This is a genomic window from Parabacteroides sp. AD58, from assembly GCF_023744375.2.
GTDB lineage: Bacteria > Bacteroidota > Bacteroidia > Bacteroidales > Tannerellaceae > Parabacteroides > Parabacteroides absconsus.
The window spans coordinates 1,813,095-1,828,979 of the sequence record NZ_CP146284.1 but is presented as its reverse complement, the minus strand read 5'-3'; the positions used below and the strand labels follow the sequence as shown (position 1 = coordinate 1,828,979).

Below are 15,885 nucleotides of genomic sequence, written 5' to 3'. Positions count from 1 at the left end.
CAAACTCATTTGATTACAGATAAAAATACTGGGTAATTGGAGAAATAAGGTGTGTCTTAAACTATTTTAATACCATGCTACAGGCTTGTCGCCCATGATAAACTTGAGTTGGCCACCTTTCATTATATCAGCATAATTAATCCAGGCTTGCTTATACTCCTGATTATTCAGACTGATACTTTGAATGTATTGGTTGCTCTTCCCTTTGTTTTCCTTTTCTATCGTGAACTTACCTCCCGGAACAGTTATTTCGGCTTTGTCGAAGAGTGGATAACCAAATACAAACTTGCCTCCGGCCGGTTCTACCTGATAGAAACCTAAAGAAGAGAGCACGTACCAGGCAGACATTTGTCCTACGTCTTCGTTTCCTGATAACCCGTCAGGCTGATCTGTGTACATCGTATGGAGAATCTCATTTACCCGTTCTGCTGTTTTCCAGGGCTGACCAACCAGGGTATATAAATAGACGGTATGGTGATTCGGCTCATTTCCATGTGCATATTGACCAATTAGGCCACTAATATCTGGTGAAGACGATTCCCCCATATCTCCATCAGCAATGAACAGTGAATCCAGTTTACTGATGAATGCCTCCTTACTGCCAAAACAATCTACCAGACCTTCTACATCATGAGGTACCAGCCAGGTGTATTGCCAGGCATTTCCTTCACAATAGTCGTCGTCTCTGTGTGTGGATGCATAAGGATTGAACGGAGTCCGCATTGAACCGTCCAGCATTTTTCCTCTCATGAAACCGGTGGTCGGGTCAAAATAATTCTTGTAAGACTTACTGCGCTCCAAGAAGTATTTATAGTCTTCCTGTTTATTCAACTTACGTGCTGCCTGAGCTACCGACCAGTCGGCGATGGCATATTCCATATCATAAGCGATGGCTTCTTTCATCAGATCCGCAGGGATGAATCCATATTTTATTCTGTATTCCATGCCCCGTTCAGGCAGCATCGACGATTCTTTCAGCGCCTTGTATGCATCTTCCACATTGAAGCCTTTGATCCCTTTCAGTATGGCATCTGCGACGACTGGTACTCCCGGATTTCCTATCATGCAATCTGTTTCACAACCCATAAGATGCCATACAGGCAGTTTACCCTGCTGTTTGTAGATATTCACCATCGTGTTGATAATGTCACTCATCTTCTCAGGATGAAGTAACGTCATCAGTGGCTGTGCTGCACGGTATGTATCCCAAAGAGAGAATGTGGTATAATTGACAAAACCCGCACTTTTGTGCACTTGATGATCGGCACCATAGTAATCACCATTGACATCACAGAATACGGACGGGGCCAGCATGGTGTGATAAAGACTGGTATAGAAATTCTTCTTTGCCTGTTCACTGGCTGTATGCACCTTGACCTTACTCAACTCTCCATTCCATGCCGCCTTTGCGTCGGCCTTTGTTTTCTCGAAGTCCCATCCGCTCAGTTCGGCCTGCATGTTTAATGCGGCATTTTCTTCCGATGTAGGTGATAAAGCTACTTTTAGATAGACGGGGTTGGAACTTCCTTCCGTAAAGTTGATTCTCGCAAACAGATTCTTGCCTTTCGCTTCTTTCCCATTCTTCACAGAATCATTTACAATGAAATTCACACTCTCAAATTTCTTTGAGAAGGCAGCTACGAAGAATATACGCTGATCATCGGCCCATCCTTTAGAGAATCTGTAGCCACTGATCGTACTGTCATTTACTACCCGGATCAAAGCATCTGTCGTTTCATCCCAGCAACCTCCATTGACCATATCAAATACAACTGCCGGCTTTTCTTGGGCCGGGAATGTATATTTGTGAAATCCGACTCGTTTCGTTGCAGTCAGCTCCACATCAATGTGATACCTCAGTAGATGTGTCTTGTAATATCCGGGAGCCGCAAATTCCTTTGATCTGTCGGAGTATGACCAAAGTCCTGTGCTATAAGACGACTCGTCACCTCTGGCGTATGTAACTTCTCCGGTGACGGGCATGACATTAATATCATGAAGGTCGCCAATGCCTGTTCCACTCAAATGGGTATGAGGAAACCCTATGATGGTAGAGTCGGATATGTGATATCCTGATACCCAATCCCAAGAATCTGGGATGCTGGTCGGACCGAGCTGTATGAATCCGTAAGGGACATTGGCTCCATAAAACACATGTCCGTGTCCTCCTGTACCGATTCGTGGATCAACATAGGTTGTAAGATCTTCCTTGTTGGTTTCTTCTTCTGGCGTTGAATTGTTGCTGCATGCAGCCAGACATACAGCCGTCAGTGCAGCTAAAACGATTGTTTTGTGTTTCATTTCTTAATAGGGTTGTTTTATGTTCTTGCGTTATTTTACTTCATCTCTTTTTTAGTTTTAAACAATAGGGAATCAATCGAATATTTACCTCCACCCACGATAACTAAAAAACAATAGATACCTAAAAACAACAAGGGCAAAGACAAAGTTGCAAACGCATCATGCCAGTGATATTTGGAAGCAACCAACATGTTAAAAGCCAGTATAGCTGCTGCCGGACGCGAGAAGAATCCTCCTATTAACGCAATAGAGCAGAATACTTGTGCAAAGATGGTCAGAATTAAAGACGGCATCATTCCAATACCAATGGGATCGTCGAAAAAGTTGACAGCATATTTGTCGAAATTCTCTATTTTACCAATACCATAAGGTATCATCATCGCTCCTCCAAAAATACGGAATAACAGAAGGGCTATTGATAAGCCGGTTTCTGAAACTGGCTTATTACATAAAAAGTCTCTCAATTTTGTCATAAGTTTATGTGTTTTATTGATTTGTAATCAGATTTTGCGGATAACACGACAGGGATTTCCTACAGCCAATGAGCCTGCGGGAATATCTTTGGTTACTACACTGCCGGCTCCGATGACGCAATTATCACCGATAGTGACTCCGGGCAGCACACATACCTGTGCTCCTATCCACACATTATTACCGACAGTGATCGGCCGCGCATATTCCAACCCGCTGTTTCTCTGTTCAACATCAAATGGATGTCCGGCTGTATAGAAGCCACAGTTAGGAGCGATAAAGACATTATTGCCAAATTTGACTGTGGCTTCATCGAGTATAACACAATTCATGTTCGCATAGAAGTTTTCGCCAATCTCTATATTATAACCGTAGTCACAATAGAAAGGCTGTTCGATCAGGAACTTCTTTCCGGTCCGGCCCAACAGTTTCGTGAGGATGCTTTCCCTCTTTTCTATATCTGACGGCAACGTATGATTGTATTCATAACATATATCTTTGCAGACTTGTCTCTCTGCTATTAATTCGGCATCATTATTCGCATCATACAGCTTGCCCTGACGGCATTTTTCTTTTTCACTTTCCATGAATTACTTTTATTTTAAATTGCTATTGCAAAGTTATATGCATGCGGTATATCGTACAATAATTATAAATAACCATTTTGATTATAATGAAATATTTGTTCGCAGACATCTCCCTTTCTGATTCTCTAAAAAGAGTGGGATTAAAAACAACCTCAAAAAATCATTTTTGATAATTATTGAATCAGATTTGGCAAATCTGGAATGAAAAGATTTCTGTAATTTTACTGAACTATTGGTTTGAATGAAAATACAAGATATGAAAAGATTATTATTGGCTGCGTTGTTGTTAATAGGTTCCGTTTTTTATTCCAGTGGAGAAAATTTACCCACTAAATCTTCATTCTCTAAACCTAAAGGGGATTTGTATGAGACTTTTAAGAATCCGGGTGCTCAGTACAGGCCTTTTGTGAGATGGTGGTGGAACGGGTTGAAGATCGATAAAGACGAGATTGCCCGGGAATTGGATTTGATGAAAGAAATTGGTATTGGTGGTGTTGAAATCAATTCGATCCGATTTCCGGATGGAGCTGATAGCCTGAATTATCGGAGCAAACCTTACTTGTCTGACGAATGGGTGGATATGGTTTCTTTTACAGCCGATGCCTGCCAGGAGCGGGGGATGATTTGTGATATGATCGGTGGCTCCGGCTGGCCGTTTGGCGGAGAGTTTTTACCTCGTAACCAGCAGCTGCAAATGCTTACGATTGAGACCGTCAAGGTAGATGGTGGTAAAAAGGGAACGGACTTTTCCATTCGGAAAGATGAACTGCTGGCGCGTGTGAATCCTCCGATTGCTTCCAAGAATGAACATCCGCTGAAAGAATTGGTATATATTCGGCTGATGCCTGCCCGGGTGGATCAATTTACCGAAGGAACATCTTTTGATTCTTTAGTTAATCAAGATCAGATAACTATTCAAGTGCCGGCTGGCGAATATGTCATTTATTTCTTTGTGAAGATGACCGGTTATATGAACGTAATTAATGGAGCTCCGGGTGCCAGTGGTCCGGTGTTGAACCATTTTAATAAAGATGCCGTACTGGCTTATTTATCCCGGTTATCAGACAAAGTCCATTTTAATGATCCGAGCCTGAAAGGGAAGATCCGGGCTACCTTTGTTGATAGCTTTGAACTGGAAGGAGCCAACTGGTGTGACGGTATGTTGGAAAAATGGGAAAAATATTTTGGCTATTCTTTATATCCTTATTTGCCTTATGTCATCAAGAAGATCGGGCATATGGGAAATCCGTTACCCGAAAATTATGGCAGTACGTTCTCGGATGAGGTGAAGAAGAATATTGAGTACCGGGTTCGAAATGACTTCGAGCGGTTTCAGATATATCTGTTTCAGGAGAACTTCATCAATACATTAAATGAATGGTGCCGGGAAAATGGCGTACAGTCGCGTGTACAGGCTTATGGCCGGGCCTTGCATCCGCTGGAATCAAGTATGTATATTGATATTCCTGAATGTGAATCATGGCTATGGCAGGATGTCGGATTTAAGCTGACCGAGAATAAAGTCATTGGCGAAGGACATGGTTTCTCATGTAATAATAAATTTACGGCTTCAGGCTCATTGCTTGCCGGTAACGGGAGAGTCAGTTGTGAAGAGCTGACCAATACGGGGAATATCTATCAGTCGACCTTGGAAGACATTAAGATAACGGGCGATATGAGTAACATCTCCGGTGTCAATCATTCTATTCTGCATGGATTTAATTATAGTCCCCGCGAAGCCGGTTTCCCGGGTTGGGTGCAATACGGTGATTATTTCAATGAACATAATACCCTATGGCCATATTATCATTATTGGATGGATTACAAGGCTCGTGTCAGTGCTATACTGCAAAACAGTATTCCGCAATCGGATATAGCCATTCTTCCGCCTCTGGAAGATATGTGGTCTGTTTTAGGCCAGCAGCGGGATCCGTTCCCGGAAAATATCTTCCCGGCTTATGCACATGATTTGTGGCAAAATCTGCATCAGAATGGAAATGGGTGTGATTATGTGAGTGAACATATTTTACAGCATGCGCGGATAGCGAAGGGAAAACTGTCGTTTGGTACCAGAACTTATCAGACGCTGATCTTACTGGATGTGGAAAGTATGGATCCTAAAACGGCTGTTACCATTGATCGGTTTGTGAAAAAAGGCGGTAAGGTTATTTGCATCGGAAAAAGACCGCATCAGAGCATTGGTTTTGCTGATTATCAGGAAAAGTCGCTTATTGTCAAATCTGTTTTCGATAACTTGTTCGAAGCCTATCCGGATCGGATTGTCAATATTCCGGCTCCCACCTTGCCGCAGACGGAATGGTTTGCCCATGTACAGAAAGAATTGGATCTGAAACCGTATGTAAAAGTAGATAAACCGGTCAAATGGGTGTTCTATAATTATTACAAATCTGGTGATAAGGATATTTTCTTCATTACCAACTTTAACCGTCAGTGTAGTTATCAGGTCAATTTAAGCTTTACCGATGCCGTTCGGGGTAAACAGGCCTGGCTTTGGGATGCTGAAACCGGAAAAAGATATCTTCTTGATCAGGACGGAACCTCTATGGCGTTACGGTTTGGACCGGCTGAATCTAAGTTCATCGTCTTTGACAAGCTGAAAACGGGTGAACCTTATCAGACTCTTCCTCTGGAGCCAGACAGCGTCCGGTTGATCGGTAAGGTATGGAATGTACAGGCAAACCATGTGGACGGTTCAACTCAGACCTTTGAAATAGACAGTCTGGTCGATTTCAATACACTGCCCTTTGTCTGGATGAAGCATTTTGCCGGGACATTAAGCTATACAACGACATTCCAGGTAGATGATCCGAATGCTTTTCGCGTTATCAATACCGGAAAGGCTCGGGGCGTTGTCGAGGTCTATCTCAATGGCGAAAAGATTGGTACCCATTGGTATGGCGAAGCCGTATTCGATATCCAGCACAAACTTAAACCGGGAGAAAATCAGTTACAAATAAAACTCGTTACACCTTTAGGCAATTATGCGACGACCATCACCCGGCGCTATGCTTCGTCGATGGAAGAGATTGGATTACAAGGTCCGGTCCGGATGTATTGAGTTTTATTGGTGAAAATTACATTTATCCTAACGGACGCTTGGCTCATTAAACAGGGAATTGTATTTTTACAAATGCGATGTTTCATGAACAAAATACAAGCGAGTATGAGAAATTTGATTGCATTTGTGCTTTTGTTGCTGTGCGGAGCCGTGCAGGCACAAACCGGGGGAAAGGTCTTTGATTGCCGAACCCTGAAAAGTGAGATCCTGAATGAGGACCGGAAATATGCGATTTATTTGCCGCCGGGTTATGATACTTCCGAGAGGAGTTATCCGGTTTTGTATCTGCTTCATCCGGCAGGTCCTAAGGGAACTCTGCCCAATCAGCAGGGATGGGTGAATTATGGTATGTTGAAATCGTTTATGGACCAGGCCATTGAAAGTGGAAAGGTGGCTCCAATGATTGTGGTTACACCCGATGCGAATTTTGGAACACGACGGATAAGCTATTTTAATGATCCGGACAACAGCTTTCGATTTGAGGATTATTTCTTCGAGGAATTTATTCCCTACATCGAGAAGACCTACCGGTGCCGTACCGAAAAAGGCAGCCGGGCCATTGCCGGTGCTTCGATGGGCGGCGGTGCTGCGTTTTTCTATGCCCTGCATCATCCGGAGCTGTTTGCTGTTTCCTGTCCGCTAAGTGCGTCTGTCCGGGAATATGATAAGGCTTATCTGGCACAGCGTTATCCGGATATCAAAGAGAACGAGCTGATTGCTTGGTATAAGCCATACAATGTATACGACTTGTTCAAGCAGTTGCCGGATAATCAGAAGACGGCAGTTGCCTGGTTTATTGCCTGTGGCGACGATGATGCTCTTTCGCCCAATAACGCATTGCTGCATGTGGAACTGAAAAAGTTGGGAATTCCCCATGAGTTCAGAATGGGCAACGGTAAACACGACTGGCAGTACTGGCGTTCCGTATTTCCGGATGTCCTGCATTATGTTTCGTCGGTCTTTCTGAAATAACCTTGTTGAGCCTCTGGAGTCTCCCGATTCAGAGGCTTTTCTCTTTATTCCCCACCTTGTCCCTTTCTCTTGAAGAAGTAGCGTACTGGTTTGATGATATTGGCAACAATTTTCCATGAATCAGTCTAATAAGTTATTAATAAATATAATTCTCTTCCGAAAACCCGCAGGCAAAGATAGTTGACTGGTTGGGGGCGACTGACAGATAAAGTCGGTTAGGGTCGGTTAATCACAGATAAAGTCGTTTATTCTGTGAACGGTATTTTTATTGCTCCGGAGGAAAACCAACGAGAATCAAAAAGGATATTCGAGGGAATTCATTACAAAATACTTGAGCATTGAAGATGAAGGTTATTCGTGTGCTTGTATTTTAATTAAAAAAATGGCCGCATATATTTTCTTTCTTACTTTTATATCTTTCTTATATATAATAGTTGTGCCGTTTTGTGCGCAGTTTGTGTGCAATTTTATTTGTAATGGATTGGCTACTAGGGTTATGATGAGTGCGGTTTGTGCGCATTTATGTGTGCATAATTTTTATTTACACTTTTTTTGAAGTGAGAAGTTATAGTAAAGCATTTGTAGAATGAGATGTTATGATGGAGATTTGGGAAAAAACTGTGAAAATCGTGTATTACTGGTGTATAATTGCTCTTATTGTACTAAGGATTAGTTGTGAAGTTTATATTTGCATATCCTTTTTTGAAACCCAGAACGATGTGTAAATGTTGGATTAAACAAAGAAAATATGAAAACAAATCCTTACATTTGTCGGAAATAAATTAAAGACGAAGAATACAGGAAAGCTATGATAAAAATATTTGCAACAGAAAAAGTTAAAGATATTGATAAATACACGATTCTGAATATGCCGATTGCCCCGATAGATCTGGTGGAAGAGGCGGTTACAGCTTTTGTGAATGAGTTTAGAAACCATTACTCGAAGATGCACCGGATTGTCGTTTTTGCCGGTCAGGGAAATAACGGGGCTGATGCTTTGGGCATTGCCCGTCAGTTGCTCGATGAATCGTATAAAGTCGTTGTATATCTGTTCAATCCGACGGGATATCTGAGCCCCGAGTGTGCAGAGAATAAACGCCGTTTGTTGAATATTGACCAAGTAGAATTTACTGAGATACGGGATAATTTCATTCCGCCTTATCTGTCATCTCGGGATGTGGTGATCGACGGTCTGTTCGGTTCAGGTCTGAATCGTCCGTTGACAGGCGGTTTTGCCGGACTGGTGAAATATATCAACAGCACACCGGCCGAGATTGTTTCCGTTGATATTCCATCCGGCTTGTTCGGCGAGGATAATCGGGAGAACGACAAGGAATGTATTATCCGTGCTAAAAAGACATTTACATTCAATTTCCCGAAATTGTCGTTTTTAATGCCGGAAAACGAAGTATATGTGGGAGAATGGAAGGTGTTGAGCATCAATATGCACCCGCAGGCTGTGGCCGATACGCCGACGAACTATTACATGGTAACGGAAGAAGATATCGCCTGTGTATTCCAACCTCGCAAGCGGTTTACGCATAAAGGAACATACGGTCATGCTTTGCTGGTGGCCGGCAGCCGTGGTAAATTGGGTGCAGCCCAGTTGTCTGCCCGGGCTTGTCTGCGTAGTGGTGTCGGGATGCTGACTGTTCATCTGCCGAAATGTGGAGAGTTGATGATGCAGACGGCGGTGCCGGAAGCAATGGTCGATCTGGACCCGCATACAGATTTCTTTACGGCGGCTCCGGACATTACGCCTTATACGACGTTGGGAGTTGGACCGGGTTTAGGTCAGCAGATTGAAACGGCAGTGGCTTTAGACGAACTGATGTCGGCTGTCATCAAACCGGTTGTGCTGGATGCCGATGCGTTGAATTTGATTGCAGCGAACCGGGATATCTTGAATAAGATACCGACACGCAGTATCCTGACTCCGCATCCGAAAGAGTTTGACCGTCTGGCCGGAGCCAGTAATTCTGCTTACGAGCGGTTGCAGAAAGCTCGTGAGTTTGCCAAAGAGCACCGGTTGTGTGTTGTCTTGAAAGATGCTTACACGGCTATTTGTACATCCGAAGGAAATGTATATTACAGTGTCTGCGGTAATCCGGGAATGGCAACTGCCGGCAGCGGTGATGTCTTGACCGGCATCATCTTAGGCTTGTTGGCTCAGGGATATGAACCGGAAACGGCAGCAGTTGCCGGTGTATTCTTGCATGGAACAGCCGGAGATTTGGCTGCGGCCCAATGGAGTGAGCGGGGCATGATTTCCGGTGATCTGATCGATTCACTCGGAAAAGCCTTTAAGCAGGTTATTTGACAGGCAGGAAAATCAGCATGAACGATAAAGGGAAAGGTGAGTCAACGTGTTGGCTCACCTTTTTTTGTAGAACTTACCTTCGTAATAATTCCTATTCGGATATATAATTTTGGACAAGAAACAAAAAATCAGTATGTTTGTAAAAGCCATGTGCAAGATGGAACTGCAATAGATAAAATGGGAATATTATGAATAGAATCTATCCGGTAGGCATACAGAATTTTGAAGAAATACGCAAGGGGAATTATTGCTATGTAGATAAGACGGCATTGATTCATCGGCTTGTGTATAGTGGCAAATATTATTTTCTGAGCCGTCCGCGACGATTCGGAAAGAGTCTCCTTATCTCTACCTTAGAAGCTTATTTTCAAGGTAAGAAAGAACTTTTCCATGGTTTGGCCATGGAAACATTGGAGAAGGATTGGACCGTATATCCCGTTTTACATCTTGATTTAAACAACGAGAAATATGACAGTCCGGACAAACTCGATGGTGTTCTTCATAATGTTTTGTGCAGATGGGAAGAAATCTATGGGAAAAGAGACAGTGAAACCAGTTTATCATTGCGTTTTCAGGGAATCATACAGCGTGCGTCAGAAAAGACGGGGCATAATGTTGTAATTCTGATTGATGAATATGACAAACCAATGCTTCAGGCGTTAGGCGATGAGGCCTTGCTGACCGATTATCGGAGCACGTTGAAAGCTTTTTATGGGACATTGAAAAGTTGTGACCAATATATCAAGTTTGCTTTGCTTACCGGAGTGACGAAATTCAGTAAGGTGAGTGTCTTCAGCGACTTGAATAATCTGATGGATATATCTATTGATGACCGTTTTACGAATCTTTGTGGAATAACGGAGGATGAACTCTACCAGAATTTTCAGGAAGATATTATAGCGTTGGGAGAAAATAACGGAATGACACCGGAAGAAGCGAAATCTACGTTGAAGAAACTTTACGATGGTTATCATTTTGCCGGGAATAGCGATGATATTTACAATCCATTCAGTTTATTGAATACGTTTGCTAAAATGAGATTTGGCAGCTATTGGTTCGAAACCGGTACGCCGACTTTTCTGGTAGAATTGTTGAAACGTAGTAAATATAATTTGCATCGTCTGACTGAAGAATTGGCTAGTGCTGATTGTTTGGGAGGAATAGATTCGATGACTACGAATCCGGTTCCTGTTTTATATCAGAGTGGCTATCTCACGATAAAGGGATACGACAAGGAATTCGGTGTGTATTCATTAGGTTTCCCGAATAAGGAAGTTGAGGAGGGTTTTACCCGTTATCTTTTACCGGACAGAAGTCCTTGTTAAAAACAACAGGCGACAGCCTGAAAAAGAGAAAACAACGGCTTAACAGGCAAATTGGAATGATTTATTCACTCTTTTTAAGAATAGCTGTCCGGTAAAAATTGGGCGTTTTATCGATTAACTTCCTATTTATCATTCATTTGGCACACAAACAGGCTGTCCATACAAGGAATCAATTATTTTTCTACTTTTGAGTAACGAAATCAGTTAGTATTGTTATATTCATGAAAAATTACTTGATTCTTTTGCTGCTTGTTTTGTTGGCTGCTTGCCGTCATGCCGGTAGGACTTTCGAAGTGTTGGATAAAGCCGAAGAATTTATCCAGACTTATAAACCGGATAGCGCCTATACGCTTTTGAAAGAGATACCGAATCCGCAGCAATATCCGGAGAAGGAACGGGCCCGCTGGTGTTTGCTGATGACTCAGGCCATAGATAAAACATATCGCACGCATACGTCGGATTCGTTAATCCGTTTTGCTGTCAACTATTATGAGAAAACCAATGATTTATCGAAATTGCCTACGGCTTTCTATACGTTGGGCCGCGTACAAAGAGATTTGAATGATAACGAGCATGCTGTTAACTCTTTTCTGAAGGCATTAGATCTTGCCAAAGGTAGCGACGATTATAAACTGCAATATCTGGCGGCTTCACAATTAGGTCATGTTTATGCGTATTCCCGTTTTATTGATGAAGCGTTGAAAGCTTATCAGCAGGCTTTGTATTTTGCTGAACAAGACAATGATAGTATCAGCTTATCTTATGCTAATTCCTATTTAGGCAGGGTTTATGGACTACAGAAAGATTGGACTCGGTCGATAGAGTTTTACCAAAAAGCGATTTCTATGGCTAAACAAATCTCTTATATCCCAATTCTTAAAGCCAAGTTGAATGAATTAGCCGCCATTTATAAGTATTGTGAGAAATATCAGGAAGCCGCCGATTGCTTGCAGCAGCTGATTAGTTTGGAAGACGATCCATTATCTGGTCTGGGAGGTGAGGTCTATCTAAATTTAGGTGATTTGTATCGTTTAACAGATAGGAATGATTTGGCTATTTCCTATTTGGAAAAGGCCTTGCAAACGAAGAATTTATATACAAAACGCTCTGCCTACCAATGCTTTTATTATGTGTATACAGGACAGAGAAACTACCAAAAAGCCGTAGAATACAACAACCTGTTTTGGGAATGCAATGATTCTATCCAAAAAGTAGAAAATCGGAAAGCTGTTATAGCAGCCGAAGCCAAATACAAGCATGAGAAACTCCTCACGGAGAAACAGCAACTGGAGCTGAAACAGTCGAAGTTGATATTTTGGGGCAGTTTTTTATTGCTTGTGGCAATCATTATTATTTTGCTTGTTTACATGGATAAGAAAAGGACAACGATCCGCCTGTTTGAGCAATTGCATGCGATTTGGTCTCAAATAGCAGAAAACAAACGAACCATCGCTTCTTATCAGGAACAAATGGATAATTTGTCGTTGCGACAATCCGATTATGATGATTTACAACAGGAAAAGACTTCGTTAGAACAAGAAGTATCCAATCTGCTTGAACAGAATGAAAAACTGAATAATCAGAAATCACAAATTTTGATCCGTCTCAACCAAAAGGACGAGGAAATCAAACAATACGAAGAAATCATCAAACAGCGGGAAAATACGCCGGATATATTTGCACGAATCAAACTAACCCATACAATTGAAGAGAAGGAATGGCCGGAACTGATTGCCCGCACGGATGCTTTGCACCAACAATTCTCCGAGCGGTTACGAAAAGCTTTTCCTCAGTTGACCGACACAGACCTCCAGCTTTGTTGCCTTATTCGTTTGGGATACGACAAAACGGAACAGAAATCCTTGTTAAAAATAACAGACGACAGCCTGGAAAAGCGAAAACAACGGCTCAAAAGGCGCTTAGATCCGAGTAAGAAATGGGAAAAAGGCGAATTAGAACAATTTATTCACCATTTTTAAGAGTTGGTTGTCCGGTAAAATAACGTTGTTTTATCGATTAACTTTCTATTTGTCAACTGATTGATGTATATAAAAAGTGTCCATACAACGAATCATTTCTTTCCTTACTTTTGAGGAAAGGACATCGAGTTCAGTATGAAAGTTTGTTGTTCCTATTACTTTCATCTGCAAAACTCGTTACTTTTTAATTGTTTGACAGTAGTCGTAAAGCTTTTCCATATATATGCTAAATCTTTTTGACGAATATAGTAAAGCTTTTCGACATCTGTCAAAAATATAAAATATAACGAGAAAAGGATTAGAAATAAATATAGTGAAGGTTTTATTCTAAGGAGTAACCTATAAAAAGGAAGTTTAATCAAATAAAAATATCAGATTATGAAAAATCTAATGTTATTGAAACTCGCTTGTTGCAGTATTATTCTAGGTTTGTCGGCTTGTACAGAATCTAAAAATGCAGGAAAAACAAATATACCAGAAGTCGATGTTCGTAGTGCAATAGATCATCCGGAAGGTATTTCATTGGGGGATGAAATAGAGAAACCACAATTTGTAATATTAAAGGAAACAGACGATGAAGAATCATTGGTTGATGGCATTAATGACTATGCGGTAACAAGTAAGTATATTTATGTTTTACCTGTTCGAGAATCGCGGATTGTTTTGTTCGATCGCGAAGGGAATTTCATCCGGACGTTGATCAAATCGGGACAAGGGCCGAATGAATTTTCCGGACCATTGGCTGGCATGCAAGTAGATGAGAAAAATAACCGGCTTTATTTGTTTGGAAGTAGTATCTGGGCTTTTACCTTGGAAGGAGAACCTATAAAACGGATGAACAGTCCGATGCCGATGATGTACACCCGCATGATTGCGCCAGACCGTTTTGCTGCCGTAGCTATGGGATTTATACCTTTTCAGCAAGGTAGTTTCGGAATAGGAACATTCAACGATTCAGGTGAACTATTATTCAATAAGAATAACTTTTATACACCATTAGTACCAGCCGAAAAAACTGGATTTACGGCAAATATTGCTTCTGCCCCTTCATTTGACAATCAATCCATTTTATTCAAGTCTGGAGCAAACGATACTGTCTTTCGGATAGGCTTGGATACTATTTCTGTGGCTTGTATCTTAAAATTGGAAAATTCAGACCAGGAAATTATCCGAGGTTCTGATGTTACAGATTTTACAGATATGGGTGGTTTAAAAAGAGACGGACAGGAAATATTTGTTCAAGACATCCTGGAAACTGCTACACATTTTTATTTCCGATGTCGCTATCAAGGCAATTATGCCATTCTTTCCGTTGAAAAGAACAATGGAGAATTAGAAGTAGAACATTGTCAACTTCCTCTTCCTTTTAAAGAATTACCAACATTGGCTTCCTACAAATATGGTTTATCGGGTATGCGAGGCACTGGTTCATTCCCTGTTTGGGGTAGTATTTTTGGAAATGAACTTGTGCAAGCTTTTACTCCAGCAGAATTATCAGTATATAAAGACAAAGGATTAGTTGAGATTCCAAACGAATTGAAAGAAATAAAAGAAGAAGGAAATCCGATCTTTGTATTCTATAAATTGAAATAGCGACTTGGCAGGAATTGATTGAATCGTAAATACCTATAATCTCACGCTTATGAAAACATTAATCTTTATCGAGACAATCCTTCTGCTTCTGTTGGCAGGATGCGGAAAAGACACTATATCGACTGATGGTTTTATAACAGTCGATGTAACCAAAAGCAGTTATTCGCCTAAAAAAGAACTGGTTCTTCAGGACTTTATGGATGTGGAATATATTCCGTTGGAAACAAACGATGAGTTTATTAACCAAGGTTTTGTACAAGATGTAGGCGAGAAATATATCTTGGTTAAAAATAGAAAAAACGGAGGAGATGTCTTTGTATATGATCGTAAAGGAAAAGCACTTCATAAATTCAACAGAAAAGGACAAGGAGCCGAAGAATATGTCAATATAACAGGTATGGTTCTGGATGAAAAAAATGAGGAAATTTTCATCAACTCACACCATATACAAAAGATTTTAGTGTATGATTTATATGGAAATTATAAACGAACCCTTAAACATCAGGTAGGAAAAGGCTCTTTAGAGTCATATCCTTATTATTCGGATTTGAGCTCATTTTATTTGGAAATATATAATTACGATGATAATAATCTGATATGCTATGACTTCTTAAATGCTAAAACTCCTTTTGTGCTTGTTTCAAAAAAAGATGGAAGTATAACAAAGAAGATAACTATTCCATTTGATAAGAAAAAGACAGGAATGGTCGTTGGGAAAAAAGATGATAAAACAGGTCTCATAGTCTCTGCTTCTTCAGGTTATTATCGGAGCATTCTATCTTATCAAAAAGATTGGTTCCTTGTGGAATTTTCTTCTGATACCATTTATCAGTTACTACCCGATAATAGTTTATCCCCGTTTATTGTGCGAACACCTTCAGTCGGTGATATGAATCCGGAAGTTTATCTGATGATTCGCTTGCTTTCTGATCGTTATATTTTTATGGAAACGGTGAAAAATGAGTATGACTTTGAAAAGAATGCCGGTTTCCCTCGTACATTCTTGATGTATGACAAAAAGGAAAATGCTTTTTTTAACTATAAAGTCTGCAATGGAGATTATAGTTCTGAGAAAGAAATCTATATGAATGTCCTTAGGCCTTTAGACGGTAAGATAGCAGCATGGGATGAGCTGGAAGCTGTTGATTTGCTTGAATCACTTGAAAAAGATGAATTGAAAGGTGAGTTGAAAGAAATAGCTGAAGGATTAATCGAAGATTCAAACCCGGTTATCATGCTGGTGAAGCCGAAGAAGTGA

At 41.0% G+C, this 15,885-nt stretch carries 9 protein-coding genes and 1 pseudogene; 7 read left to right on the top strand and 3 right to left on the bottom strand.

From position 1 onward, the window contains the following. Positions 1–66 precede the first annotated feature (66 nt). Genes NEE14_RS07980 through NEE14_RS07970 form a run of 3 tightly spaced genes read right to left on the bottom strand, consistent with a single transcriptional unit; the run spans position 67 to position 3,359 of the window. Positions 67–2,301 (bottom strand): GH92 family glycosyl hydrolase, encoded by a 2,235-nt coding sequence (locus tag NEE14_RS07980; protein ID WP_251968737.1) that lies wholly within the window; start codon positions 2,299–2,301, stop codon positions 67–69. A 35-nt stretch (positions 2,302–2,336) separates the two neighbouring features. Beyond that, positions 2,337–2,774 carry a DoxX family protein gene (locus NEE14_RS07975; protein WP_251968738.1) on the bottom strand — a complete coding sequence of 146 codons (438 nt, stop codon included), beginning with the start codon at positions 2,772–2,774 and terminating at the stop codon, positions 2,337–2,339. 27 nt (positions 2,775–2,801) lie between these two features. Continuing rightward, positions 2,802–3,359, bottom strand: coding sequence for a sugar O-acetyltransferase (locus tag NEE14_RS07970; protein ID WP_251968739.1), 558 nt, complete (start codon positions 3,357–3,359; stop codon positions 2,802–2,804). Positions 3,360–3,615: 256 nt separating this feature from the next. On the opposite strand from NEE14_RS07970, the gene NEE14_RS07965 reads away from it, so the two are divergent. The 7 genes and pseudogenes from NEE14_RS07965 (at position 3,616) to NEE14_RS07935 (ending at position 15,885) form a co-directional block, all read left to right on the top strand. Continuing rightward, positions 3,616–6,438, top strand: coding sequence for a glycosyl hydrolase (locus tag NEE14_RS07965; RefSeq protein WP_251968740.1), 2,823 nt, complete (start codon positions 3,616–3,618; stop codon positions 6,436–6,438). 105 nt (positions 6,439–6,543) lie between these two features. Continuing rightward, entirely contained in the window at positions 6,544–7,410 is an 867-nt protein-coding gene (locus tag NEE14_RS07960) for an alpha/beta hydrolase (RefSeq protein ID WP_251968741.1), read from the top strand. Between the two features lie 808 nt (positions 7,411–8,218). Then, positions 8,219–9,730, top strand: a complete 1,512-nt coding sequence (locus NEE14_RS07955) for an NAD(P)H-hydrate dehydratase (RefSeq protein WP_251968742.1) — start codon at positions 8,219–8,221, stop codon at positions 9,728–9,730. A 188-nt stretch (positions 9,731–9,918) separates the two neighbouring features. After that, positions 9,919–11,037, top strand: a pseudogene (locus NEE14_RS07950) (AAA family ATPase); the annotation flags it as partial. A 239-nt stretch (positions 11,038–11,276) separates the two neighbouring features. Then, positions 11,277–13,034 carry a tetratricopeptide repeat protein gene (locus tag NEE14_RS07945; protein ID WP_251968743.1) on the top strand — a complete coding sequence of 586 codons (1,758 nt, stop codon included), beginning with the start codon at positions 11,277–11,279 and terminating at the stop codon, positions 13,032–13,034. A gap of 378 nt (positions 13,035–13,412) precedes the next feature. Beyond that, complete coding sequence (locus NEE14_RS07940; RefSeq protein WP_251968744.1) at positions 13,413–14,627, top strand: 6-bladed beta-propeller; 1,215 nt, start codon at positions 13,413–13,415, stop codon at positions 14,625–14,627. Positions 14,628–14,676: 49 nt separating this feature from the next. Continuing rightward, positions 14,677–15,885 carry a 6-bladed beta-propeller gene (locus NEE14_RS07935; protein WP_338578830.1) on the top strand — a complete coding sequence of 403 codons (1,209 nt, stop codon included), beginning with the start codon at positions 14,677–14,679 and terminating at the stop codon, positions 15,883–15,885.